The organism is Brevundimonas sp. SGAir0440 (assembly GCF_005484585.1).
Lineage (GTDB): Bacteria > Pseudomonadota > Alphaproteobacteria > Caulobacterales > Caulobacteraceae > Brevundimonas.
In genome coordinates this window covers 2,316,846-2,340,054 of sequence record NZ_CP039435.1, presented here as the reverse complement: position 1 = coordinate 2,340,054, position 23,209 = coordinate 2,316,846, and the positions used below count along the sequence as shown (strand labels likewise).

Here is a 23,209-nt window from a genome sequence, read left to right as displayed (position 1 = left end):
AGGGGTTAGAGCCGCCTGAAGGCTTTCCCGTCCGCGTCGAACAGATGCGCCTGGTTTGCGGGCGCATGCAGCGTCAGTCGCTCGCCCGCCTTGGCCCGCAATTCGCCCGCCAGTTGAACCGTCAGCGTATCCGGCGTCGCCGGATGTTTCAGGTGCGCCATGGTCGTTGCGCCCAGGGTCTCGACGAACATGACCTCGGCGCTCAGGGCGTCGCCGGCGTCGTTGAGGGTCAGATGCTCGGGGCGAACGCCCAGGGTGACGGCGTCGCCGGCCTTGGCCGAGGCGGCGTCCACGGCGATCCGGATCGTCTCGCTGGCCGTCGTCTTCACCGTCGCGCCGGTCGCCGAGGCCTCCACGATCTCGGCGGTCAGCAAGTTCATCTTCGGGCTGCCGATGAAGCCGGCGACGAACAGATTGGCGGGGTGCTCGTACAGGTCCATCGGCGCACCGACCTGTTCGATGCGGCCGCCGTTCAGCACCACGATCCGGTCGGCCAGGGTCATGGCCTCGACCTGGTCGTGGGTGACGTAGATCATGGTGGTCTTCAGGTCGGCATGCAGCCGTGCGAACTCATAGCGCATCCGCACGCGCAGGGCGGCGTCCAGGTTCGACAGGGGCTCGTCGAACAGGAAGACCTCGGGCTCGCGCACGATGGCGCGGCCGATGGCGACGCGCTGGCGCTGGCCGCCGGACATCGCCTTGGGCTTGCGATCCAGGTAGTCGGTGATGCTGAGCGCCTCGGCGGCGGCGCGGACGCGGCGATCGATCTCGCCCTTGTCCGTCTTGGCCAGCTTCAGGCCGAAGGCCATGTTCTCGTAGGCGGTCATGTGCGGGTAGAGCGCATAGGACTGGAACACCATGGCGATGCCCCGGTCCGATGGCGACAGGTCGTTGACCACGCGGTCGCCGATCAGAACCTGGCCCGTCGTCGCCTCTTCCAGCCCGGCGATGGTGCGCAGCAGGGTGGACTTGCCGCAGCCCGAGGGACCGACGAAGACCACGAACTCGCCGTCGGCGATCTCCAGATCGACGCCTTTCAGCACCTCGACGGCGCCGAACGCCTTCTTAACGTCGACCAGATGGACGTTCGCCATTCTTCCTGCTTTCCTGACCCGTTTTGTTTTGCCGCAGCGTAACCGGTTACATGGCGGGATCAATGGCGCACGATGTCTCGCCGACGATTGAAATTGCAAAACTGCAAAATTAAGCTTTCGCAAAATCGAAGCGCTGGATAGAAGCCCGCTGCCAATCGCGGGGGAATATCCGAATGACGCAGCGCAACTTCTTGATGACGACAGCCTCGATCGTCTGGCTGGCGACGGCTGCGGCCGCCCAGGCCCAGGAGGCGTCGCGCGTGGACGATGTGGTCGTCACCGGCTCCCGAATAGCGGGCAGTGAGCGGATCGCCCCGGTAGAGACTGTGGCCCGCGAAACCATCGCCGCCGCCGGTATCGCCGATGCCTCTCAGCTGGTCCGGCTGGTCACGGCCAACTCGGGCTCGGAGGCCCAGGTCGATCAGCTGAACCAGCCGCAGAGTTCGGGCACAGCCCAGTTCAACCTGCGCAATCTCGGCCTCGGCTCGACCCTGGTCCTGGTGGACGGCCAGCGCTGGACCAACAGCGCCGTGGTGGCGACGGACGGTTCGGGCTTCGTCGACATCAACTCGCTGGTTCCGATGATCACACTTCAGCGGGTCGAGGTGGTCGAGGACGGCGCCTCGGCGGTCTATGGCTCGGACGCGGTGGCGGGCGTGGTCAACTTCATCACCCGGCGGGGCGTGGAGCGCCCCGAGGTCAGCGCCAAATACGCCGGCGCCGACGGGTCGCAAGAGAGCGTGATCGAGGCGCTCGGCGGGCTTCGCCTGCTGGGCGGCGACCTGACGCTGGCGGCCTCGCATTTCCATCGTTCGGCCCTGGGGTCGGACGAGCGGGACTTCACCCAGGCCGAACGCTATGGCCGCGCGGCCTGGACGGCCGTGACCAGCTATGGCCAGCCGGGCTCCTATTTCCGACCCAGCCGGAATGGATTTTCGCCCGATCCGGCGTGCGGCGATCCGGCGTTCGGCAGCGCCTATCTGAACACGCCGACCGACAGCTTCTGTCGGCTGGACTATTCCGACTTCTTCGACCTGGCCCCGGAGGAGACCCGCACGCAGCTGTTCGCGGACTACCGGCGGCCTGTGGGCGACATGACCCTGTCGCTGCAAGGGGCGTGGTCGGCGACGAACACCATCGCGCGCCAGTCGCCGTCGCTGCCGATCCTGGCGCGGTCGCTGACGGTCCCGGCGAGTCATCCCGACAATCCGTTCGGCGAGGCGGTGCTGTTCCGGGGGCGGCTGCTGGGGGCGGAGGCCGGCGCGTCGCAGGCGGAGTTCGACTATCGCACCTGGCGTCTGGCGGCCGGGCTGGATGGGCGCTTCGGCAATGGCTGGACCTGGAACCTGTCGGCGACCAGCAGCCGCCAGCACGTGGCCTATGACAAGCCTGACACCATCGGCAGCGCCTTGCAGAATGCGCTGAACGGCCTAGGCGGGGCGGGCTGCAATCCCGCGACGGGGGCGCCCGGCGTCGGCGCCTGCCAGTATTTCAACCCGTTCGGCAGCGCCTATCTGGGGACAGGGACGACGAACAGCGCCGCCCTGGTCGACAGTTTGATCGGCTCGACCGGCCTGCGGGGCGCGGCGACCCTGACGACCGCGGACGCCTCGACCAGCGGCGAGGCCCTGGCCTGGGCCGGCGGGTCGGTCGATGTCGCCGTCGGCGCCCAATATCGCCGCAGCGGCTTCCGTCACGACTGGAGCGATCTGGTGAACCGGGGCGATCTGCTGACGGCGGGCGTGTCGCCGGACTTCGACGGCGATCAGGAAGCCCTGGCCGCCTTCGCCGAAGCCCGCCTTCATCTTGGCGACCGGATCGAGGCGCAGTTGGCCGGGCGCTATGAATCCTACGACGGCAGCGAGGGCCGGTTCAGCCCCAAGGCCGCGATCCGGTGGGACGTCACCGACGCCCTGGCCCTGCGCGCGTCGTGGGGGCAGGGGTTCCGGGCGCCGTCGGTCTATGCCCAGTCGGGAGCGCAGGCGTCGCAGCCGTCGGTGTTCGATCGGGGGGCGTTCGTCTTCGTCAACACACTGACCTCTGGCCGGGCCGACCTGAAGCCCGAGAAGTCCGAGAGCCTGAACCTGGGCGCAGTCTGGACGCCGATCGACGGGCTGGAGCTAGGCGTGGACGCCTGGCGGTTCGACTATGCCGATCAGGTGGTCAAGGAGTCGGCGCAAGGCATCATAAACCAGGCGGCGGCCGATACGGCCGCGGGGCGGACCGGCACGGAGGCGCAGAGCCGCATCACCCGCTCGGCCAGCGGCGCCCTGACCTTCGTGCAGCTCTATTTCATCAACGCCTCGTCCATCGAGACCCAAGGGATCGACCTGTCGGCCCGCTATCAACGCGGCCTGTGGGGCGGGGAGGCGACGGCCTCGGCGACCTGGACCTATGTGGACGCCTATGACATCCGGCTGGACGCGTCGGCCGCAAAGGTGTCGGGGGTCGGTTCGACCAACCTGAACAACATCGGCCGGTCCCTCCCGCGCAATCGCGGGGAGTTCGCTTTGGGCTGGAGCGACGAGACGAATGCGGTGACGGCCCTGGTCCACTATACCGACGGCTACGCCAACGATCGTAGCGGCATCACCGACGCCAGCATCGCCAGCCAGACGACGGTCGATCTGCTCTACAGCCGCACGATCGGCGCCGACCTGGATCTGTCGGTCGGGGTGGTCAATGTCGCGGACAAGGCGCCGCCGCTGGCGCAGTTCGCCCTGGGCTATGACCCGGTCGTGGCCGATCCGCGCGGGCGGGTGATCAGCATCGGCCTGAGCAAACGGTTCTGACCAAGCGGTTCTGATCGGCGGTTGCGCGGTCAACCGGGCGGTGTATGCATCCCCCAGGGGAGAATCCGATGACCGACGGCGAGACGACGCGCAAACAGGCGTTCAAGGACCTGTCCGAGGACGCGCTGGGCTTCGGCGGCGCGGAGGTGCGGACCGCGCGCGACCTGCTGGTGCGGCCCCGACTGGTGCTCCAGGCCTGGATGATCGAGGGGCCGACCGGGGGCGGGCGTTACGCCAAGCCGTTGAAGCTGTATCTGGCGCTGAACGCGATCCTGATGCTGATCGTCTTTCTGCGCGGGGGCTTGAGTTTCTACCTGGAAGGTATGCCGGCCGAAGTGCTGAACCCCCTGCTTCAGGAAGCGGGCAAGTCGCGCGACGCCTTCATGTCGGACGCGGACGGCTGGATGTCGCTGGTGGCCGTGCCGATCATGGCGCCCCTCTATGCCCTGGCGGCCATGCCGCTGTTTCGCCTGTGGGACGCCGAGGACCTGGGCCTGAGATGCGGGTTTCGCGCGGCCTTCGCCTATCTGAACGCCTGGACCGTGCCGTTGCTGCCGCTGGCCTGGTTCATGTTCAGCCCGGGCCCTCTGGCCGCGGCGTGCAGCCTTTTGATGCTGGCGCTGGGCATCGTGGCCTTCATGCGGATGGGGAGGGGACGGTGGTATCGGGGCGTGGTCCCCGGCTTGGCCAAGGGCCTGATCGTGATGCTCGCCATCGGGCTGTCCAGCGTCGTTGCGACCTTCATCGTGATGGTCATCGGCGTCTTCGCCGGGTTCGCGGCCTAGACGGTCGCCTGACAAAAACACCGTCTAATTCGTCTAATTCGTCTGAATTCAGCGACAGAGCGAAATTGCACGGCGCCGAAAAAGGGCGTGCAAAATGCAAGATGGTGCAATTGCTGAGCGCTGCTGTTTTCAAAGACCCGTCGACATCATAATCCCGTTCGGGGATACGTACGGTCGATTGACGAAGGCCGTCTCTAAACGCCCGATACTAAAGCGGATTTGTCGGCGAACAATGACGGCAAGGGGGGGCGCCGCTGAGCGTGGATCGGTCGTCGCTCCGCCTCTGTCCCGAAACCTCATTTTCGGTAGTTGTCTTGTCGACAGGGGCGCGAGCGAGGACGACAGTGTTCGCTGAAGCCTCTGATGGTCTGCAATGTCTCTGCGTTTACAAGCCGCTCAGGTCGCTTGGCTGAATACGAAGCTGACGCTCGATTTCATCGCCGCATCCCGCACCTGGATCGACGAGGATCTGATATCCGCCCTGCTGACCGCGGGCGTCGTGGATGCGAACGTCAGAGGCGCCGATGACGAAGGTGCGGCACGCGACCCTTCCATTGGAGCCGGCATTTTGCCGAACGCCCTGCGGCGGCCTGTGAATGCCATCAGCATCGCCATGTCTCTGGGCGTGCCGCGCGAGAGCGCGCGCACAAAACTGGCAGGCCTGGTGGAGCGGGGCGTGCTGGCGCGGACCGACGGCGGCTTCGTCTTGCGCGCCGAGGTGTCGCAGTCGAAACCGTTCAAGTCTGCGATGGAAGCCTTCCTTCTGGCCACGGTGGAGTTCGTCGATGGGCTGGCGATGCTGAATGCATGCGGCGCCCGGGACGGCGACCGGGTCGTCACGCCAGCTTGGCCAGTCGCAGGTTTGGCCACGCGGCTGATGACGGCCCACGTCCTGAAAGGCATCCAGCACGCCCGGTCGCTGAAGCCCGAAATCAGCCTGACGACGCACTACGTCCTGCTCTGGCTTTCGCATCTCACCGGCAGCGCTTTGCGCGTTGGTCATGGCGAGCCGGACGCCGGCCGTCTTGCCCTGCTGAACCCGCCGTTCGGGCCGGTGAGCGTGATCGAGGTCGCCAAGGCCGCCAGAATGGACGACGAAACGGTTCGCCGGCACCTGGGTCAGCTTGAAAAAACAGGCCTGGTGATCCGGGTCGCGGGTAAGAGAGACATCAATCTGCCGGATCGGACCCTGGTCGCGAACTGGCTCGATTTCCAAAGCCGGACGATCCTCGGCACGCAGCAGCTGGTGCGCAAACTCTATGTCGCGGGCGTGATCGTCGATCGGCCGAGCGAAACCATTCGATTATTCTGAACGACGATGATGAGGTTCGCATCACAGAGCGATGCTGAGGCTGGCTTGGTCGCTGGCGCGTCCAATGGCGCCATCAACAGGGGGCGCGCCGATGCCGGCCCTTATTGACGCGTTTGACTGGGCGACGACGCCCCTGGGGCCAAGGCGCGATTGGTCGCCCGCGCTGAGCATCACCTATGACATGATGATGGGGATGGGGTTCGCGGCCAGCGTCATGTGGGGCCCGGAGCGCACCTTGCTCTATAACGGCGCCTATATTCCGCTGCTCGGACAAAAGCATCCGAACGCTCTGGGCCGTCCGCTGGACCAGGTCTGGCATGAGGTTTGGGACGTGTTGCGCCCCCTGACGGAGCGCGCGCTGGCAGGCGAAACGGTTTTTCTGGAAGACCTGCCGCTGACGATGGTTCGAAAAGGCTATTCGGAAGACACCTGCTGGGTCCTGTCCTACAGCCCCGTACGGAACGGCGACGCGATCGTCGGCATTCTGAATATCGCCATCGAAACGACCGAACGGGTACGGGGCGAGCAACACCGGCAGATGCTGGTCGACGAATGCGGCCACCGGGTGAAGAACACCCTCGCCCTGGTTCAAGCGGTCGCCCGCAGCACCTTGTCGGGCGTCGATCGTGACGTGCTGGAGCGTTTTGACGAGCGACTGAACGCCATCGCCCGGACCCAGCAGATGCTGGATGAGAAGGCTTGGAATGGCGGCGACCTCGGCGAGATCGTTCGCGAAGCGGTGGGTAATCTGGTGCGCAGGCCGGTTTCCATCTCGGGGCCGTCGGTGCACCTGTCGCCGCGTGTGGCGCAGACGGTCGCCTTGATCATCCACGAACTGACGACGAACGCGTTCAAGCATGGCGCCCTCGCCAAGCCCGGCGGCCGCGTCTCGGTCGATTGGCGGCTGGATGAGGGTGAACTGGTTCTGACGTGGATCGAAGGCGGGGGCGCGCCGGCCCATCCGCCGCTCAAGACCGGATTTGGCGCCAAGTTGCTCGCAAGAGGGCTGTTGGGGTGCGGCGGCGCGGATCTTCGTTACGGCGTAGAGGGGTTCTCGGCGACGTTCACAGCGCCGGCGTCGCGTCTGACCGACAGTTGACGATGCTCGACGAGGGGGCGAAAGCGGCTGCATCCGCTTGATCCTCAACCTTCGAGAGACCCATGACCTACACCCTGTACGGCATTCCCAACTGCGACACGGTGAAGAAGGCCCGGGTCTGGCTGGAGCAGAACGGGGTCGACTATGTGTTCCACGACTACAAGAAGGCCGGGGTGGATGCGGGGCGGCTGGGCCAGTGGGTCGACGAGCACGGTTGGGAGACGGTGCTGAACCGGGCCGGGACGACGTTCAAGAAGCTGCCCGAAGCCGACAAGGCGGACATCGACGAGTCGAAGGCGATCGCGCTGATGACGGCCCAGCCGTCGATGATCAAACGGCCGGTGCTGGATCTGGGGGATCGGCGGCTGGTGGGGTTCAAGCCCGAGGCCTACACCTCAGCGCTTACCTGAGACGGACGGTCGCGACGACGCCGAAGTGGTCGGACGGATATTCACCGTTGGTCGGCGTGTCGCCAAAGCGGCGGGCCTCGCCGGGGATGAAGGCGGCCTGTTCGACGAAGATGTGGTCGATGACGCGTTCAGGGTGACCCTTGGCCGGGTTCAGGGTGGTCGTGACCGCACCGCGCGGCAGGGCGCTGAAGAAACGGGGGCCGGTCAGGGTCGTCAGGCCGGAATCCTCCTGCGTCGCATTGAAATCGCCCATGACGATCAAGGGGGTGCCGTCCTGCGGCAGCCAGCCGAGCAGGGAGGCGATCTGGCGGGCGCGGACCGGGCCGGCGTCCTGTTGCCACGCCAGATGGGTGACGACGACATCGACCGGGCGACCCTGGACCGCGACGCGAAGCCGAAGCGCGGTGCGGAAATCGTCGAGCGGCTCAAGCCTGGCTGAGGCCTCGGCCAGAACCGGCAGGCGGGTCAGCAGGGCGTTGCCATAGCGACGCGGGGCGCCTTCGGCGTCGGTCGAGACGAAGGCGACATGATAGCCGCCCAGTTCGCGCGCCAGCATCCGGGCCTGGTTCTCCAGCCCGACATTAGCGTCCTCCAGCACCTCCTGAAGGGCGATGACGTCGGCGTCCTGGGCCTTCAGAGCGGCGATCAGCAGCGGACGACGGGCGGCCCAGTCACCCATGTTGTGCCAGATGTTGAAGGTGACGAGCTTCAGTTCGGTGGGCGTCTTGGCCTTCGGGGCCGTGGCGCAGCCTGCCAGCGGCGCCAGCGCGGCGGCGGCCAGCAGGGTGCGACGGGGGATCATCTCGGCCTCAGCCCTCGACGTCCGTCGAGGGGCGGTCGTGGCCGTCGGCGCTTTCGGTGACCCATTCGCCGGCGGCGGTCTCGTATTCAATCGCGGCGGTCTGGTCCGGCACGCGCTGCTCGCGCGCGGCGCGCACGGCGGCGGCCTTGGCGTCGTCATGGCTGGCGAAGGTTTCGGAATAGGTGTCGCCGGACTTGTAGGCCCAGCCGCCGTCATGTTCGACGATGCGATAGGTGACATGGGCCATGGGGACGCGCTCCTGAGATTGATGAAACCGGACCCTAGACCGAACTGGCGGCGGCCGAAACGGCGACCTTACGAAGATTTCACGTAACGCCGCGCATCCGTTGAGGCGTCGGCCAGCCTCTTGTGATCAGAAGGCCGCCGCATCAGGCTGCTGCAACGGTTCAAGGGGTACTCGTCATGCAAGACTTCATTCCGATCTTTGCGATGTTCGCCGTCTTCGGTTCGATCACCGCCATCGTCTTCGGCCCGCAGGTGCTGAAGTATCGCGAAAAGCGCGACATGCAGGAAACCATCCGCCATGCGGTGGACAAGGGCCAGCAACTGCCGCCCGAACTGATCGACGTTATGACCAAGGATGTGCAGAAGAGCCTGCCGTCGCGCACGAAGGACATCCGGCGCGGCGTCATCTGGCTGGCGTCCGGCATCGGCATCGCCGCCTTCTCGGTCGTCAGCGAGCTGGGTGGGAACTTCAACGGCAATCTGGACAGCGGTCTGCTGGGCATCTCCTGCATTCCCGTCACGATCGGTCTGGCCTTCATCGTTCTGAGCTTCTTCAACAAGGGCGCGGACTGAGCACGGCGGGCGGGGGAAGCTCTGATGAGCAAGTCTCTACGCGACTTCCACGATGTGGAGCTGGCCGCCCAGGCGGCGGCCGGCGGTCGGCGGGAGTATGGCGAGCTGGTGCGTCGGCACGGGTCGGCGGTGCGGGGGCTGCTGCGCCGGATGGGGGCGACGCCGTCCCTGTCAGACGACGTGGCGCAGGACGCCTTCTTGCAAGGGTTCCAGCGGTGCGCGGAGTTTCGCGGGCAGGGGACGTTTGCGGGCTGGATCAAGAAGATCGCGGCGCGGCTTTATCTGAAGCGGGTGGCCAAGGAGGCGCGCTACGTCGCGGAGATCGAGGCCGATCAGGCGGATGTGGTCGTCGACCGCGGCGGTCTGATGGACCTGGACGAGGCGTTGAAGACGCTCAGCGAGACCGAGCGTGTCTGCGTCTCCCTGTGCCACGGCGCGGGGATGTCGCATCCGGAAATCGCGGCAGCCATGAATTTGCCGCTTGGCACGGTGAAATCGCATGTCAAACGTGGTCTGGATAAACTCCGTGCGCGGCTTCAACCGGCGCACGGCTCAGGCGGGAGGTCGGTCCATGTCGGCTGACGAATTCGATCCGATGATCGAAAGGCTGTTCGCCCAGGCGCCGAGCCTGCCGGACGAGGCCCTGTTCCTGGCGACAGTCAAGGCGCGCATGGAGACGCGGTCGCGCTGGCGCGCTCTGACCCTGACGGCGGCCGGACTGATCGGCGGGGTGCTGGCGGTGCGCGAGGGGGTGAACATCAACTTCACCGCCGACGGCGATACGACCCTGGCGCAAGGCCTCAGGGCGGCGGCCGCCACGGCGCAGGGCGCAGCGCAATCGGGCCTGGACGGATTGGGCCTGCAAGGTCTGGGCGTCGGGTCGCTGGACCTGATGAACGGCTCAGGCATGATGACCTTCTGGATCGTCGCCGGGGCCCTGGTCGCCCTGATGGCGGCGGGCGTGGCGAAGTTGTCGCAGGACGTGTGAGCGCGGCTGCAAGGGTGACACCGGCGGGGCAGGGGCCTATCTGACCCCTTCACGTCAGGAGGCCCGGCGATGTCCGTCCATACCCAAGAGAGCGTCAAACGCATCACCGTGCCCGATATCGCGGGGCGCAAGGGCGGCGAGCCGATCGTCTGCCTGACGGCATATGACGCGCCGATGGCGGCCCTGCTGGATCCGCACTGCGACGTGCTGCTGGTCGGAGACAGCCTGGGGATGGCGGTTCACGGCCTGCCCAATACCGTGGGCGTGACGCTGGAGATGATGATCCTGCACGGGCAGGCCGTCATGCGCGGCGCCAAGCGGGCCATGGTGGTCGTGGATATGCCGTTCGGCTCCTACGAGGGCGGCAAGGAGGTCGCCTACGCCAACTGCGTGCGGGTGATGAAGGAGACGGGCACCCAGGCGGTGAAGCTGGAAACCAGCATCGATATGGCCGAGATCGTCGCCTTCCTGGTCAAGCGCGGCATTCCGGTCATGGGCCATGTCGGCCTGCGACCCCAGGCGATCCTGGCCGAGGGCGGGTTCAAGGCCAAGGGGCGGACCGACAGCGAGCGCGACCGGGTGCTGGCCGAGGCCAAGGCCGTCGCCGAGGCCGGCGCCTTCTGCATCGTCATCGAGGGCGTCGCCGAATCGCTGGCGCGCGAGATCACCGAGACGATCGACGCGCCCACCATCGGCATCGGCGCCTCGGCCGCCTGCGACGGTCAGGTGCTGGTGGTCAACGACATGCTCGGCATGTTCGACTGGACCCCGAAGTTCGTGCGCAAATACGCCGATCTGCGCACCGAGATCGACCGCGCGGCCGCCGCTTTCGCCAGCGATGTGAAAACCCGCCGTTTTCCTGCCGAAGTCGAGACCTACTTCTCGAAAAAGCCGGCTTCGCAGTAACGGACGACGTTGCGGGCGGGGAGCCGACCTTCTAGGGTCCGCGCCGGTTTGCATTTCGCGATTTTGGGGCGACGTTTCAGTGGTTGATGTCTTCGAGCAGGTCGAGGAGGAGCTTCGCTCCGACAAGTTGAAGCGCCTGGCCAAGACCTGGCTGCCCGTTTTCGGCGTGGTGCTGGTCGTCGCCCTGATCGGCGCCCTGGGCTGGTGGGGCTGGGACAGCCTGAACTCCAACAAGTCCGCCAAGGCCGCCGAGGCCTATGATCGCGGCATGGAGGCCCTTCGCGCCGACAAGCCGATGGACGCCCGCGCCGCCTTTGAGGAAGCGATCAAGGAAGGCAATGGCGCCTACAAGGTCCTGGCCCTGCAGCAGCAGGCCGGCCTGGCCGTCAGCGCCAACAAGTTCCCCGAGGCTGTCCGCCTGTTCGACGAAGCCGCCAAGGCGTCCAGCGATCCGATCCTGTCGGACCCGCCCGCCCTGAAGGCCGCCTTCCTGATCATGGACACCGCGCCGCTGGCCGAGATCGAAAAGCGCCTGACGCCGCTGGCCGAAGACAAGCGCCCGCTGCACGCCTTCGCCCAGGAAGCCCTGGCCCTGGCGCGGCTGCAACACGGCAAGACCAAGGAAGCGCGTGAGGCGTTCGTGCTGCTGCAACTGGGTCAGGACGTGCCGGACTCGATCCGTCAGCGCGCCCAGATCGCCGTGGAATCCATCGACGCCGGCACCGCAACCGCCATCAAACCCATCATCGACGCCGCCGCCAAGGCGACGCCGCCGGCCGCCGGCGCTGCGAACGCGATGACGCCCTCGGCCGCCCAGGCTGCACCGGCTCAGGCTGCTCCGGCCCAAGCTGCCCCGGCTCAGGCCGCCCCTGCCCAGGCGGCGCCCGCCGCCGCGCCGGCCGCCCAATAGTGACGACCCTTTACAGGACGCCCCCGATGAACCGAGTTCTGAAAGTCGCGCTGATCTGCGGCGTCGCCGCAACGATGGCGTCCTGCGGCACCGTGCGCCGCAATCTGCCGTTCGGTCTGGGCGGCGGCAAGGAAGACGCCGGCGCGACCGCCTCGGCCGGCCAGCGCATCTCGGTGCTGGAGTTCGAACAGAGCCTGTCGCCGTCGGCCGCCCTGTCGGGCCGCGACTTCTTCCTGCCGGGTCCGCAGGCCGTGACGGCCTGGACTCAGCCCGGCGGCACGTCCGAGAACCTGGTCGAGCACGTCATCGCGGCGCCGAACTTCCAGATCGCCTGGAAGCGGGGCGTCGGCTCGGGATCGGCCCACGTCGGCAATGTCATGGCGCCGATCGTGGCCGCCGACGGCAAGATCTTCGTGCTGGATGGCGAATCGACCGTTTCGGCGGTTTCGGCCGATACCGGCGCGATCCTGTGGAAGGCCAACGTCAAGAACGCCGATCGTGACCGCAACGGCGGCTTCGGCGGCGGCGTCGCCGTCGGCGGCGGCAAGGTCTTCGTCTCGTCCGGCTATCGCTCGATGACGGCGCTGGACGCCAACACCGGCGCGGTGGTCTGGACCCAGCAGGTGGACGCCCCGATCCACGGCGCCCCGACCGTCTCGGGCAACCGGGTCTTCGTCGTGGACGTCGACAGCCAGCTGTTCGCCTTCGACGCCAACACCGGCGCCCAGGACTGGACCTATCGCGGCATCGCCGAGCCGGCGCGCGTCATGCGCGCCTCCAGCCCCGCCGTCAGCGGCACGACCGTCGTCGCCCCGTTCGCCTCGGGCCAGCTGGTCGCGCTGAGCGCGCTGAACGGCCAGGCGGTGTGGGAAGAAACCCTGTCGCGCACCAGCCGCACCAGCGCCCTGTCGGAAGTTCGCGACGTGGCGGGCCGTCCGGTCATCAGCCGCGGCATGGTCTATGGCGTCAGCCACTCGGGCGTGATGTCGGCGCTGGACCTGCGTTCGGGCCAGCCCAAGTGGCAACTGCCGGTGACGGGCGTGAATGCGCCGCTGCCGGTCGGCGACGCCGTCTTCGTGGTGTCCAAGTCGGGTCAGCTGATCACGGCCAACCGCGACACGGGCCAGATCTACTGGACGCGCGAACTGAACGAGGGCCGCGAGCGCCGTGAGGGCGGCTTCCTGACCTTCGGCCGTCGCACCATCCGCCCGCAATGGTCGGGACCGCTGCTGGCCTCCAACCGCCTGGTGATGGTCAATTCGTTCGGCGAAGCCGTCGCCTTCGATCCCAAGACCGGCGTGGCGCAGACGACGCTGAAGCTGGGCGCGCCCGCCTATATCGCCCCGGCCGCCTATAACGGCGCGCTGTATGTGCTGACCGACAACGGCCAACTGATCTGCATCCGCTGATTTTCAGCTCAAACTAAGCTAGAAGGCCGACATGGCTCTGAAGGTCGCCATCGTCGGCCGCCCCAATGTGGGCAAATCGACACTGTTCAACCGCCTCGTCGGCAAGCGCCTGGCGCTCGTCGACGATCGCCCCGGCGTGACCCGCGACAGACGCTACGCCGACGGCAACATCGGCGACATGGATCTGACGCTGATCGACACGGCGGGATACGAGGACGTCACCGACGACAGCCTGGAAGCCCGGATGCGCGAGCAGACCGAGGCCGCGCTGGACGACGCCGAACTGGTCATGTTCATGATGGATGCGCGCGAGGGTGTGACGTCGCTGGACCGGATCTTCGCCGAGCGCCTGCGCCGGGTGCACAAGCCGGTCATCCTGTTGGCCAACAAGTCCGAGAGCCGCGAGAGCGGCGGCGGCGTCGGCGAGGCGCACGCCTTGGGCTTTGGCGAGCCCGTCGCCATCTCGGCCGAGCACGGCGAGGGGATGGCCGATCTGTATGCCGCCATCGTCGCGGCCTCGCAGGACATCTTCGTCGAGGAGATCGACGAGCCGGACAAGCCGATCCGCATCGCCGTCATCGGCCGGCCCAATGCGGGCAAGTCCACGCTGATCAACCGCCTGATCGGCGACGATCGGCTGCTGACCGGGCCGGAAGCGGGCATCACCCGCGACTCCATCTCGGTCGACTGGCAGTTCGAGGGCAAGAACATCCGGCTGGTCGATACGGCGGGGATGCGTCGCAAGGCGCGGGTGCAGGAGAAGCTGGAGAAGCTGTCGGTCGCCGACACCATCCGGGCCATCACCTTCGCCGAAGTCGTCATCCTGATGATGGACAAGGACGACGCCTTCGACACCCAGGACCTGCAACTGGCCGATCTGGTCGAGCGCGAGGGCCGCGCCCTGGTCTATGTCGCATCGAAGTGGGACCTGGAGGACGAACCCCAGTCCCGCATGGCCAAGCTGAAGGGCATGGCCGAGGACAAGCTGCCGCAACTGAAGGGTTCGCCCTTCGTAGCCCTGTCGTCGCACAGCGGGCGCGGCGTCGAGCGGTTGATGCCGGCGGTGCTTCAGGCCTATGACACCTGGTCGGTCAAGGTGAAGACCAAGGACCTGAACACCTGGCTGTCCATGGCGACCCAGCGGCACCCGCCTCCCGCCGTGGACGGCAAGCGGATCAAGCCGAAATACATCGCCCAGACCAAGGCCCGCCCGCCGACCTTCGTGCTCATGGCCAACCGCGCCGAGTCGATGCCGGAGCATTACAAGCGCTATCTGGTCAACTCGATCCGCGAGAGCTTCGACCTGCCGGGCACGCCGATCCGCCTGAATGTCAAGTCCAGCGGCGTGAACCCCTATGCGGAGGGCGGCGCCAAGTCCGGGCCGGAACGCTACAAGGGCGACGCCAAGACCGCGCCGCGCCGCGTCAAGAAGGCCGAGAAGGAAGAGGCCCTGTCCAAACTGCCCGGCAAGGCGCTGGAGCAGAAGAAGACCCGGAAGGCCCAGCCCAAGATTCTGGGCGGTTTGAAGTCCAGCGCGTCGAAGAAGGCCGGCTCGTCCGTGGCGGTCCAGAAGGGCGCGCGCGGCGGCGCCCGCCAGGTGTCGCGTTCAGGGCGGATCCGCACGGGCCAAAAGGGCGGCGCCAAGAAGTGACGGCGTGAGCGAGGCCGAGAGCGCGCTTCCCGCCCGGCCCACCTCGCGTTGGCTGATCCTGGACGGGCAGGGGCGGGTGCTGCTGTTCCACTTCGTGTTCGCCGAAGGACCTCTCGCCGGCACGGCCTTCTGGGCGACGCCCGGCGGCGGGTGTGAGGCCGGCGAAACCTTCGAGGACGCCGCGCGCCGCGAACTGTTCGAAGAGACCGGGTTGGTCGTCGAAGACCCCGGCCCGCAGGTCGCCCAAGTGCGCGTCAGCTTCCGCCTGCCCGACGGCCGGATGGCGGATGTGGATCAGAGGTTCTTCCTGCTGCGCACCGACGACTTCGTCCCGTCGCCCAAGGGTTGGACGGACGAGGAGCAGCGGGTTCTGACCGAACACCGCTGGTGGAGCCTCGACGACATCCGCGATTCCAAGGAGACGATCTGGCCGGCGGAACTAGCGGAAATTCTGACTTCGCTCCGCCTGCCGCTGATCGGCGATCGTTAGATCAAGGCGTCGACCGAGGGGCCGGCTGCCCAGTCGCGGAACTTGACGGTCAACGGCGGCGTGGCGGCGGCGTTCGACAGTTCGACGACCAGGGGGCCGATTTCGGAGGGGTGGGGCAGGACGGATGGGTCTTCGCCCGGATAGGCTTGGGCGCGCATGGCGGTTCGCATGCGGCCGGGATCGACGATGCTGACGCGCACAGGCGTGCTCTCGATTTCGTCGGCCCAGGCCTTCACCAAGGCCTCGGCGCCCGCCTTGGTCGCGGCGTACATGCCCCAGAAGGCCTTGGGCGCCGTCGCGACGCTGGTGGTGAAGTGGATGGCGCGGCCGGTGTCTGAGGCGCGCAGCAGCGGCTCCAGCGAGCGGATCAGGCGATAGACGGCGGTGAAGTTGGTCTTTTCAACCTTGGCGAATTCGCGCGGGTCGGCGTGCGACACCGGCGTCAGGCCCGACGGGCCCATGGTGGCGGCGCAGTGGACCCAGATATCCAGCTTCTTGAACCGTTCGAAGATGGCGCCGCCCAGCCGGTCGATGGCCCCGCCGTCCACCAGATCGAACGGAATCAGGGTCGCATGGCGGCCGGTGGCGGCGAAGATGGCGTCGTCCAGCTCTTCCAGACCGCCTTGGGTGCGCGCCGTCGCGATGACGTGGGCGCCGGCCTTGGCCAGGGCCAGGGCGCTCTCATAACCGATGCCGCGCGAGGCGCCGACGACGAGGGCGATACGGTCGTTCAGGGGAAGTTCGGACATGGCCGCTGATAGCGCGGCCTCGGCCCTCAAGCCAAGGCCTGCGCGCTCGGCTTTCGATCAGGCGCTGACCAGCAAGGACAGCTGTTTGGCCCCGAACTCGCGGCCGCCTTCCTCGATCTCGCGATCCAAGAGGCGAGTGGGATAGTCGCCGGTGAAATAGTGGTCGGTGAACTGCGGGGCGGCGGCGTTGCGGCCCGTCTCACCCATCGCGCGATACAGGCCGTCGATGGACAGGAAGCCCAGCGAATCGACCTCCAGCATGTCGCGCATCTCTTCCAGCGTCTTGTTGGCGGCCAGCAGCTGCGCGCGCTCGGGCATATCGATGCCGTAGAAGTCGGGGAAGAGGATCTGCGGGCTGGCCGAACGCAGGTGGACCTCGGTGGCGCCGGCGGCGCGCACGGCGCGGACCAGTTTCAGCGAGGTGGTGCCGCGCACGATGGAATCGTCGATCAGGACGACGCGCTTGCCGGCCAGGGCCGACTTGTTGGGGCTGTGCTTCATGCGCACGCCCTTTTGACGGGCGCCCTGGCTGGGCTGGATGAAGGTGCGGCCCAGATAGTGGCTGCGGATGATGCCCATTTCGTAGGGGATGCCGCTTTCCTGGGCGTAGCCGAGGGCGGCGGGTACGCCGGAGTCGGGCACGGGCACGACGATGTCGGCTTCGACGCCCAGTTCGCGGGCGAGGCCGCGACCCATTTCCTTGCGGACCTCATAGACGGAGCGGCCGTTCACGACCGAATCCGGGCGCGAGAAATAGACGTATTCGAACAGGCAGGGACGCGCCGCGCGGGCGGGGAAGGGCTTGAGCGAGCGCAGGCCGCTGTCGTCGATGACGACGATCTCGCCGTGTTCGACATCGCGCACGAAGGTGGCGCCCATCATGTCCAGGGCGCAGGTTTCGGAGGCCAGAACCCAACCGTCGCCCAACTGGCCCAGGACCAGCGGACGAATGCCCAGCGGGTCGCGCGCGCCGATCATCTTGGTGCGGGTCTGGGCCACCAGGGCGTAGCCGCCCTCGATCCGAGCCAGGGCGTCGGTGAACCGATCAACGATCTTGGCTTTGCGGCTGCGCGCGATCAGGTGGAGGATGACTTCGGAATCCGAGGTCGACTGGAAAATGGCGCCCTCGCTGACCAGCTGGGCGTGCAGGAATTTGAAGTTGGTCAGGTTGCCGTTGTGGGCGATGGCGATGCCGCCCTGGTCCAGATCGGCGAACATCGGCTGGATGTTGCGCAGGAAGCTGCCGCCGGCGGTAGAGTAGCGGGTGTGGCCCACGGCCGCGCGGCCGGGCATCCGCGTCATCAGGTCGGCGCCGCCGAAGGACTCGCCCACCAGGCCCTGGTGGCGTTCGGTGTAGAAACGCTCGTCCTTGACGCTGGCGATGCCGCAGGCTTCCTGGCCGCGATGCTGAAGGGCGTGAAGGCCCAGCGCGACGACGGAAGAGCCTTCGTCCTCGTCCGCGCCCCAGACGCCACAGACGCCGCATTCCAGACGGAGCTGGTCATCCTCCGGCTCGCGCCAGTGCTCGCGGTGAACGACGGGATCGGCGATATGGTGGCGCATCGTGGGGCTCCGATGACCGGGGGGGAACTTAACGGGCGGCTTCGCGGCGCGAGTTAGGCTGTGATTGCGTCGGGGGCAAGGTTTCGTCGTCCGAAAACCCCCGGCGTACGGACGAATCCACGACCGGCGTGATGGCGTCGGCGCCGCGTCCGATGCTGGGCAGGACGATCTGGATCATCCGCGCGCCCATGGCGCTGACTGGATAGAGGGTCGGCTTTCCGAGCCAGAGCGGTGTACGCTCGCCCGGCAGGGCTGCGACGATGACCAGATGCACCGCGCCGATCAGGACCAGCGCGCGGACGCCGCCGATGAACAGGCCAAAGATGCGGTCGACGACGCCGAGATGCGGATGGTCCTTGGCGCTCTTGGACATCATCGAACCGACCAGGCGCAGGCCGAAATAGACGACAAAGAAGGTCAGGACGGCGGCCAGGATCGACCCGGCCCATTCAGGATCGACGAAGGCGCGCGTGACGCCGGCGGTCCAGGGCAGGGCGATCAGGGCGACCAGGGCCGCTAAGGTCGCGCTGAGCAGCGTAATGACCTCGCGCACCCCGCCGCGCACCCAGCCGGCGGCGACGGAAAACAGGATCACCACGATGGCGAAGACGTCGTATCCGGTCACGCGTGGGGGATCCTGCAGTTGCTACGAGGGTCTAATAGCGGTTCTGCGAGATTCGTTCGACCACATCCGTCAGGCGCGTGACGGATGTCACCTTCACCCCCTTGGTCTTGGCGGTCAAAGTCGGGCTGAGCACCTGATCGAAGCCCAGTTTTTGCGCTTCGCGCAGGCGGGCCTCGGCGCGGCCGACGCTGCGAACCTCGCCCGACAGGCCGATTTCGCCGAAGACGACGCAGCCCTGGGGCAGGGATACGCCGGTCGCCGAGCTGATCAGCGCCGCCGCCGCTGCGAGATCGGCCGCCGGTTCGTTGATGCGCAAGCCCCCGGCGACGTTCAGATAGACGTCCTGATCGCCGAAGCCGAAGCCGCAGCGGGCCTCCAGCACGGCCAGCACCATGGCCAGACGCCCCGTCTCCCAGCCGATGACGGCGCGACGCGGCGTGCCATAGGCGGACTTGGACACCAGGGCCTGCATCTCGACCAAGACGGGGCGCGAGCCTTCGATCCCGGCGAAGACGGCGGCGCCCGGTGCGCGCTCCTTGCCCTCGCCCAGAAAGAGGGCGGAGGGGTTGGCGACCTCGCGCAGGCCGGCGTCGCTCATTTCGAACACGCCGATCTCGTCAGTGGCGCCGAAGCGGTTTTTGCCGGCGCGCAGGATGCGGAACGGATAGCCGCGCTCGCCCTCGAAGGTCATGACCGCGTCGACCAGGTGTTCGACGACGCGGGGGCCGGCGACCTGGCCGTCCTTGGTGACGTGGCCGACCAGGACGATGGCGGGGCCGTCGCTTTTGGCCAGACGCACCAGTTCGCCCGCGCAAGCCCTGACCTGGGTGATCGAGCCGGGGCCGCTGTCATGCACGTCGGACCAAAGGGTCTGAACCGAATCGATGATGACGATGTCGAACTTCTCGCGTTTCAGCGTGCCCAGGATGTCGCGCAGCGCCGTCGCGGCCGCCAGATTGACCGGCGCATCGGCCAGGCCCATCCGTTTGGCGCGGGCGCGGATCTGCTCGACCGCTTCCTCGCCCGAAATATAGGCCACGCGCGAACCGCGAAGCGCCGCCTTGGCCGCGACCTCCAGCAACAGGGTCGACTTGCCGACGCCCGGATCGCCGCTGAGCAGGATGGCCGAGCCGGGCACGACGCCGCCGCCGCAGACACGGTCGAACTCGGCCACGCCCGTCGTGATGCGCGGCGGCTCTGGCGTGTCGGACTGAAGCGTTTCGAACTGAATGCCGCGCATCCGGGCCGAAGCCGCCGCCGACGGCTTGATCGCGCCCGGCGGAGCCGAGCGGCTCTCTTCGCTCAACGTGTTCCACTGGCCGCAGGAGCCGCATTGGCCTGACCACTTGCTGTGGACCGAGCCGCATGACTGACAGACGTAGAGGGCGGAATCGCGAGCCATGGGCTTCCTTAGCAGATCGAACGGTCGCGCCGGACATGGCGTCGGCTCACGACAGTTTCGGTCGCAGTCGCAACCTTTGCCATACTGAAGGATTGAGAATGTGTCGCACACCCTTGCTTCTTGAAGCGACGCAACGTCAACATCCGCCCATCTTCTCTCGCCGAGGCCTGTCATGACCGATCCGACGACCCATTCCCAACCCGCTGTCGATCCGGCCTTGGTCGCGCGGGTCAAGGGCATACTGCTGCAATCCAAGTCCGAATGGCTGAAGATCGACGGCGAGTTCGCCACGACCAAAAGCCTGTTCACCCGCTATGCGATGATCCTGGCGGCGATCGGCCCGGTCTGTTCGCTGCTCGGCGGTCAGTTGATGCCGATCATGGGCATGAAGCTGTCGATCGTCGGCGCGATCGTCGTGGCGCTCGTCAGCTACGGCATGTCCTTGCTGGGGGTCTTCTTGGTGGGTCTGATCATCAATGCGCTGGCGCCGAACTTCGGCGGGACGGCCAACAAGGTCCAGGCCATGAAGCTGGCCGTCTATTCCTGGACCGCCGCCTGGCTGGCGGGCGTGTTCGGCCTGATCCCGATGCTGGGCATCCTGGCCATCTTGGGCCTGTACAGCTTCTATCTGCTGTTCGTCGGCCTGCCGATCCTGATGAAGGTGCCGGAGGACAAGAAGGTCGGCTATTTCATCGTGACGGTGATCGCCGGCGTCGTGATGTATTTCATCATCTCGGCGATCGTCGGAGCCATTTCGATGAGCTTCGTCGCCGCGTCGGTCGGCATGGCTGGCCTGGCGGGAATGGGCGCCGGCTACTGAGAATAGACGCGCGGCACGCGGGGGGTGATCGAGGTCAGCAACTCGTAGCTGATAGTCCCCGCCGCGGCCGCGGCGTCGTCCAACAGGCGGTTCGGGCCGAACAGTTCGACCGGATCGCCGACCGCGACGTCCAGGCCGGTGATGTCCACCGCGCAGACATCCATCGAGACCCGACCCAGCAGCGGACGGGTCTCATTGGCGATCCAGACCGCGCCCTTGGGCGAATAGGATCGCAGCAATCCATCCGCATAGCCGGCCGCTACGGTCGCAACCTTGATCGGGCGTTCGGCGATATAGCCGCGTGAATAGCCGACGCTCTCGCCCGCCGGCACGTCGCGGACCTGAAGCACCTCGGCCGTCAGGGTCGCCACGGGTGCGATGCGGGGATCGGGCCGCCCCTCTGGGCCGCCGCCGTAAAGACAGATGCCCGGGCGCACCGTGTCGAAGGCGAAGTCCGGGCCCAGGAAACAGCCGCTGGAGTTGGCGAACGACCGGATCACTCCCGGATAGCGATCCAGCACACCCGCAAAGGCGTCGCGCTGACGCCGGTTCATCGGATTGGCCGGTTCGTCGGCGCAGGCGAGGTGGGTCAGGACCAGGGCCAGGCCGTCGAACGCCTCGGGCGCGTCCTCGGGGCGAATACCCAACCGGTTCATGCCGGTGTCGATCTGCAGGCCGCAGGTCCCGCCGCCCGCCGCCCGCCAGGCCTGGATCTGCGCCGGATGGTTCAGCACGGGCCGCAGGTCCGACGCCTTCAGCATCGCCGCATCGTCGCTGTGACAGCCGTCGAGCACGTAGATGACAGGGCCGTCGGCGCCCAAGGCTGCACGCAGTCGCACGCCCTCGGCCGCTCGCGCTACGAAGAAGGTCCGCGCCCCCTCGGCCATCAGCCGCGTCGCCACGGCCTGCGCACCCAGCCCATAGCCGTCCGCCTTGACCACCGGATGCACCGGCTGGCCGCTGACGGCCTCCAGCGTGTGATAGTTGCGCGCCAGGGCGTTCAGATCGACGGAGAGGACGGCGGGGGTCGATGCGGTCATGGCGTCCTTATGCGCCAACACCGCTCCGATGGAAGAGGCTACTCGTAGCTGACCTCTTCATAGCCGTGCGCCAGGTTGCCGAAGCGGACGGTGTCGGCGTCAAAGGCCAGTTTGACGATGCCGATGGGGCCGTGGCGCTGCTTGCCGATGACGACCTCGGCCTGGCCTTGCAGGCGGTCCATGTCCTGCTGCCATTGCAGGTGTTCCTCGGTCCCCTCGCGCGGCTCGGCGCGGCCAAGATAATAGCTTTCGCGATAGACGAACATCACGCAGTCGGCGTCCTGCTCGATTGAGCCGGATTCCCGAAGGTCCGACAGTTGCGGGCGTTTGTCGTCGCGCTGCTCGACCTGACGCGACAGCTGCGACAGGGCGATGATCGGCACCGAGAGTTCCTTGGCCAGGGCCTTCAGTCCGCCGGTGATTTCAGACACTTCCTGCACGCGGTTCTTCTGGCCCCCGCTGTTGCCGGTCGTGACCAGTTGCAGATAGTCGACGATGATCAGGTCCAGCCCATGTTCCATGCGCTTCAGACGGCGCGCGCGGGCCGCCAGCTTGGAGATGGACAGGCCGCCGGTGGCGTCGATGTAGAGGGGGCTTTCGCCGATCTCGACCGCCGCGTCGCGCAGCTTGCCGAAGTCTGCGGCGTCGATCTCGCCCTTGCGCAGCTTGTCCGACGACACGCCGGACGCATCGGCCAGAATACGCATCGCCAGCTGTTCGGCGCTCATTTCCAGCGAATAGAAGGCGACAACGCCGCCGTTGACCGTCTTGCGGCCCTCCGGCGTTGGCTCCCATTGATAGGCGCGCGCCACGTTGAAGGCTATGTTGGTCGCCAGCGCCGTCTTGCCCATCGACGGACGGCCGGCCAGGATCAGCAGGTCGGACGGGTGCAGGCCGCCCAGTTTCCGGTCCAGATCGTTCAGGCCGGTGGCGAGGCCGGCCAGCTTGCCCTCGCGCTGATACGCTTCGGCCGCCATCTGAACGGCGCCGGACAAGGCATTGGAGAAACTGACGAAACCGGACGAGGGCTTGCCCGTCTCGGCCAGCGAATACAGGGTCTGTTCGGCCTGTTCGATCTGCTCGTCGGCGGGCGTCTCCGGATTGGGCGCCTCCTTGATCATGTCGCCGCCGATGCGGATCAGATCGCGGCGCAGCGCCAGGTCATAGACGACGCGCGCATAGTCGGGCGCGTTGGCGGCCGGCGGCGCGCGGTCCACCAGGTCGGCGAGGTAGCGCAGGCCCCCGAACTCCTGGAACGCCGGATCCTGCTTGAACCGCTCCATCAGGATGGTGGGCTCGGCCAGCAGGCCCTGGCGGATATGATCCTCGATCGCGTCGAACAGCCGCTGGTGGAAGGGTTCGTAGAAGTGCGAGCCGCGCAGCCGGTCGTTCAACCGCTCGAACACGGCGTTGTCGAACATCAGCGAGCCCAGCAGCGCCTGTTCGGCCTCCAGATTGTGCGGCATCGAAGTGACGCCGCCGGAGTCCAGCGGAGACGACGAAAAGGGCATGGGGGCGAAGGCGTTCATCGATTAACGCTTTA

The 23,209-nt window shown here is 67.0% G+C and carries 23 protein-coding genes; 14 read left to right on the top strand and 9 right to left on the bottom strand.

Annotated elements, in window-relative coordinates:
* Positions 1–5 precede the first annotated feature (5 nt).
* Complete coding sequence (locus tag E7T10_RS11630; protein WP_137721905.1) at positions 6–1,094, bottom strand: ABC transporter ATP-binding protein; 1,089 nt, start codon at positions 1,092–1,094, stop codon at positions 6–8.
* A gap of 173 nt (positions 1,095–1,267) precedes the next feature.
* Here E7T10_RS11630 and E7T10_RS11625 point away from each other — a divergent pair, with 173 nt between their 5' ends.
* The 5 genes from E7T10_RS11625 (at position 1,268) to E7T10_RS11605 (ending at position 7,492) form a co-directional block, all read left to right on the top strand.
* Positions 1,268–3,886 (top strand): TonB-dependent siderophore receptor, encoded by a 2,619-nt coding sequence (locus E7T10_RS11625; protein WP_137721904.1) that lies wholly within the window; start codon positions 1,268–1,270, stop codon positions 3,884–3,886.
* Between the two features lie 68 nt (positions 3,887–3,954).
* On the top strand, positions 3,955–4,671 hold the full coding sequence (locus E7T10_RS11620; RefSeq protein WP_137721903.1) for a hypothetical protein: 717 nt from the start codon (positions 3,955–3,957) through the stop codon (positions 4,669–4,671).
* Between the two features lie 373 nt (positions 4,672–5,044).
* Complete coding sequence (locus tag E7T10_RS11615) at positions 5,045–5,983, top strand: hypothetical protein (protein ID WP_168189941.1); 939 nt, start codon at positions 5,045–5,047, stop codon at positions 5,981–5,983.
* A 91-nt stretch (positions 5,984–6,074) separates the two neighbouring features.
* Positions 6,075–7,082 (top strand): sensor histidine kinase, encoded by a 1,008-nt coding sequence (locus tag E7T10_RS11610; protein ID WP_168189940.1) that lies wholly within the window; start codon positions 6,075–6,077, stop codon positions 7,080–7,082.
* Positions 7,083–7,144: 62 nt separating this feature from the next.
* Positions 7,145–7,492, top strand: a complete 348-nt coding sequence (locus E7T10_RS11605; protein WP_137721900.1) for an ArsC family reductase — start codon at positions 7,145–7,147, stop codon at positions 7,490–7,492.
* Here E7T10_RS11605 and E7T10_RS11600 read toward each other — a convergent pair.
* Both E7T10_RS11600 and E7T10_RS11595 read right to left on the bottom strand, forming a co-directional pair.
* Complete coding sequence (locus tag E7T10_RS11600) at positions 7,485–8,294, bottom strand: endonuclease/exonuclease/phosphatase family protein (protein WP_137721899.1); 810 nt, start codon at positions 8,292–8,294, stop codon at positions 7,485–7,487. The two genes, E7T10_RS11605 and E7T10_RS11600, sit on opposite strands and share 8 nt — an antisense overlap.
* 7 nt (positions 8,295–8,301) lie before the next feature.
* Positions 8,302–8,541 carry a DUF2188 domain-containing protein gene (locus tag E7T10_RS11595; RefSeq protein ID WP_017506104.1) on the bottom strand — a complete coding sequence of 80 codons (240 nt, stop codon included), beginning with the start codon at positions 8,539–8,541 and terminating at the stop codon, positions 8,302–8,304.
* 176 nt (positions 8,542–8,717) lie between these two features.
* Between E7T10_RS11595 and E7T10_RS11590 the strand changes: the two genes are divergently transcribed.
* The 8 genes from E7T10_RS11590 (at position 8,718) to E7T10_RS11555 (ending at position 15,467) form a co-directional block, all read left to right on the top strand.
* Positions 8,718–9,113, top strand: coding sequence for a DUF6249 domain-containing protein (locus tag E7T10_RS11590; protein ID WP_137721898.1), 396 nt, complete (start codon positions 8,718–8,720; stop codon positions 9,111–9,113).
* A 24-nt stretch (positions 9,114–9,137) separates the two neighbouring features.
* Entirely contained in the window at positions 9,138–9,695 is a 558-nt protein-coding gene (locus E7T10_RS11585) for an RNA polymerase sigma factor (RefSeq protein ID WP_039245240.1), read from the top strand.
* Positions 9,685–10,101 carry a hypothetical protein gene (locus tag E7T10_RS11580; protein WP_137721897.1) on the top strand — a complete coding sequence of 139 codons (417 nt, stop codon included), beginning with the start codon at positions 9,685–9,687 and terminating at the stop codon, positions 10,099–10,101. The genes E7T10_RS11585 and E7T10_RS11580 overlap by 11 nt, the downstream gene beginning before the upstream one ends.
* Before the next feature lie 69 nt (positions 10,102–10,170).
* Complete coding sequence (panB, locus tag E7T10_RS11575; protein ID WP_137721896.1) at positions 10,171–11,007, top strand: 3-methyl-2-oxobutanoate hydroxymethyltransferase; 837 nt, start codon at positions 10,171–10,173, stop codon at positions 11,005–11,007.
* A gap of 79 nt (positions 11,008–11,086) precedes the next feature.
* The gene (locus E7T10_RS11570; RefSeq protein ID WP_137721895.1) at positions 11,087–11,917 is read left to right on the top strand and encodes a tetratricopeptide repeat protein; all 831 of its coding nucleotides are present in this window, start codon (positions 11,087–11,089) and stop codon (positions 11,915–11,917) included.
* A 26-nt stretch (positions 11,918–11,943) separates the two neighbouring features.
* A complete protein-coding gene (locus tag E7T10_RS11565) occupies positions 11,944–13,326 on the top strand; it encodes a PQQ-binding-like beta-propeller repeat protein (RefSeq protein WP_088582173.1) in 1,383 nt (460 codons plus the stop codon).
* A 31-nt stretch (positions 13,327–13,357) separates the two neighbouring features.
* Entirely contained in the window at positions 13,358–14,977 is a 1,620-nt protein-coding gene (gene der / locus E7T10_RS11560; RefSeq protein WP_045810560.1) for a ribosome biogenesis GTPase Der, read from the top strand.
* A 4-nt stretch (positions 14,978–14,981) separates the two neighbouring features.
* The gene (locus tag E7T10_RS11555; protein ID WP_137721894.1) at positions 14,982–15,467 is read left to right on the top strand and encodes an NUDIX hydrolase; all 486 of its coding nucleotides are present in this window, start codon (positions 14,982–14,984) and stop codon (positions 15,465–15,467) included.
* Here the strand turns inward: E7T10_RS11555 and E7T10_RS11550 are convergent.
* From E7T10_RS11550 to radA, 4 genes are read right to left on the bottom strand one after another with little or no spacing between them, the layout of a single operon-like run.
* Complete coding sequence (locus E7T10_RS11550; protein WP_137721893.1) at positions 15,464–16,216, bottom strand: SDR family NAD(P)-dependent oxidoreductase; 753 nt, start codon at positions 16,214–16,216, stop codon at positions 15,464–15,466. The two genes, E7T10_RS11555 and E7T10_RS11550, sit on opposite strands and share 4 nt — an antisense overlap.
* A gap of 57 nt (positions 16,217–16,273) precedes the next feature.
* On the bottom strand, positions 16,274–17,779 hold the full coding sequence (gene purF, locus E7T10_RS11545; protein WP_137721892.1) for an amidophosphoribosyltransferase: 1,506 nt from the start codon (positions 17,777–17,779) through the stop codon (positions 16,274–16,276).
* A 28-nt stretch (positions 17,780–17,807) separates the two neighbouring features.
* A complete protein-coding gene (locus E7T10_RS11540) occupies positions 17,808–18,404 on the bottom strand; it encodes a CvpA family protein (RefSeq protein WP_137721891.1) in 597 nt (198 codons plus the stop codon).
* Positions 18,405–18,435: 31 nt separating this feature from the next.
* On the bottom strand, positions 18,436–19,806 hold the full coding sequence (gene radA / locus E7T10_RS11535; protein WP_137721890.1) for a DNA repair protein RadA: 1,371 nt from the start codon (positions 19,804–19,806) through the stop codon (positions 18,436–18,438).
* A 172-nt stretch (positions 19,807–19,978) separates the two neighbouring features.
* On the opposite strand from radA, the gene E7T10_RS11530 reads away from it, so the two are divergent.
* Positions 19,979–20,626, top strand: a complete 648-nt coding sequence (locus E7T10_RS11530) for a Yip1 family protein (protein ID WP_137721889.1) — start codon at positions 19,979–19,981, stop codon at positions 20,624–20,626.
* Here the strand turns inward: E7T10_RS11530 and alr are convergent.
* Together alr and E7T10_RS11520 are read right to left on the bottom strand one after the other, a co-directional pair.
* The gene (gene alr / locus E7T10_RS11525) at positions 20,620–21,666 is read right to left on the bottom strand and encodes an alanine racemase (protein ID WP_137721888.1); all 1,047 of its coding nucleotides are present in this window, start codon (positions 21,664–21,666) and stop codon (positions 20,620–20,622) included. The two genes, E7T10_RS11530 and alr, sit on opposite strands and share 7 nt — an antisense overlap.
* Positions 21,667–21,704: 38 nt before the next feature.
* The gene (locus E7T10_RS11520) at positions 21,705–23,195 is read right to left on the bottom strand and encodes a replicative DNA helicase (protein WP_137721887.1); all 1,491 of its coding nucleotides are present in this window, start codon (positions 23,193–23,195) and stop codon (positions 21,705–21,707) included.
* Positions 23,196–23,209: the final 14 nt, after the last annotated feature.

Bases quoted from the DNA above. Each gene is read 5' to 3' on its own strand.
- E7T10_RS11630 (WP_137721905.1), bottom strand. From the start codon at position 1,094: ATGGCGAACGTCCATCTGGTCGACGTTAAGAAGGCGTTCGGCGCCGTC.
- E7T10_RS11625 (WP_137721904.1), top strand. From the start codon at position 1,268: ATGACGCAGCGCAACTTCTTGATGACGACAGCCTCGATCGTCTGGCTG.
- E7T10_RS11620 (WP_137721903.1), top strand. From the start codon at position 3,955: ATGACCGACGGCGAGACGACGCGCAAACAGGCGTTCAAGGACCTGTCC.
- E7T10_RS11615 (WP_168189941.1), top strand. From the start codon at position 5,045: ATGTCTCTGCGTTTACAAGCCGCTCAGGTCGCTTGGCTGAATACGAAG.
- E7T10_RS11610 (WP_168189940.1), top strand. From the start codon at position 6,075: ATGCCGGCCCTTATTGACGCGTTTGACTGGGCGACGACGCCCCTGGGG.
- E7T10_RS11605 (WP_137721900.1), top strand. From the start codon at position 7,145: ATGACCTACACCCTGTACGGCATTCCCAACTGCGACACGGTGAAGAAG.
- E7T10_RS11600 (WP_137721899.1), bottom strand. From the start codon at position 8,294: ATGATCCCCCGTCGCACCCTGCTGGCCGCCGCCGCGCTGGCGCCGCTG.
- E7T10_RS11595 (WP_017506104.1), bottom strand. From the start codon at position 8,541: ATGGCCCATGTCACCTATCGCATCGTCGAACATGACGGCGGCTGGGCC.
- E7T10_RS11590 (WP_137721898.1), top strand. From the start codon at position 8,718: ATGCAAGACTTCATTCCGATCTTTGCGATGTTCGCCGTCTTCGGTTCG.
- E7T10_RS11585 (WP_039245240.1), top strand. From the start codon at position 9,138: ATGAGCAAGTCTCTACGCGACTTCCACGATGTGGAGCTGGCCGCCCAG.
- E7T10_RS11580 (WP_137721897.1), top strand. From the start codon at position 9,685: ATGTCGGCTGACGAATTCGATCCGATGATCGAAAGGCTGTTCGCCCAG.
- panB (WP_137721896.1), top strand. From the start codon at position 10,171: ATGTCCGTCCATACCCAAGAGAGCGTCAAACGCATCACCGTGCCCGAT.
- E7T10_RS11565 (WP_088582173.1), top strand. From the start codon at position 11,944: ATGAACCGAGTTCTGAAAGTCGCGCTGATCTGCGGCGTCGCCGCAACG.
- der (WP_045810560.1), top strand. From the start codon at position 13,358: ATGGCTCTGAAGGTCGCCATCGTCGGCCGCCCCAATGTGGGCAAATCG.
- E7T10_RS11550 (WP_137721893.1), bottom strand. From the start codon at position 16,216: ATGTCCGAACTTCCCCTGAACGACCGTATCGCCCTCGTCGTCGGCGCC.
- purF (WP_137721892.1), bottom strand. From the start codon at position 17,779: ATGCGCCACCATATCGCCGATCCCGTCGTTCACCGCGAGCACTGGCGC.
- radA (WP_137721890.1), bottom strand. From the start codon at position 19,806: ATGGCTCGCGATTCCGCCCTCTACGTCTGTCAGTCATGCGGCTCGGTC.
- E7T10_RS11530 (WP_137721889.1), top strand. From the start codon at position 19,979: ATGACCGATCCGACGACCCATTCCCAACCCGCTGTCGATCCGGCCTTG.
- alr (WP_137721888.1), bottom strand. From the start codon at position 21,666: ATGACCGCATCGACCCCCGCCGTCCTCTCCGTCGATCTGAACGCCCTG.
- E7T10_RS11520 (WP_137721887.1), bottom strand. From the start codon at position 23,195: ATGAACGCCTTCGCCCCCATGCCCTTTTCGTCGTCTCCGCTGGACTCC.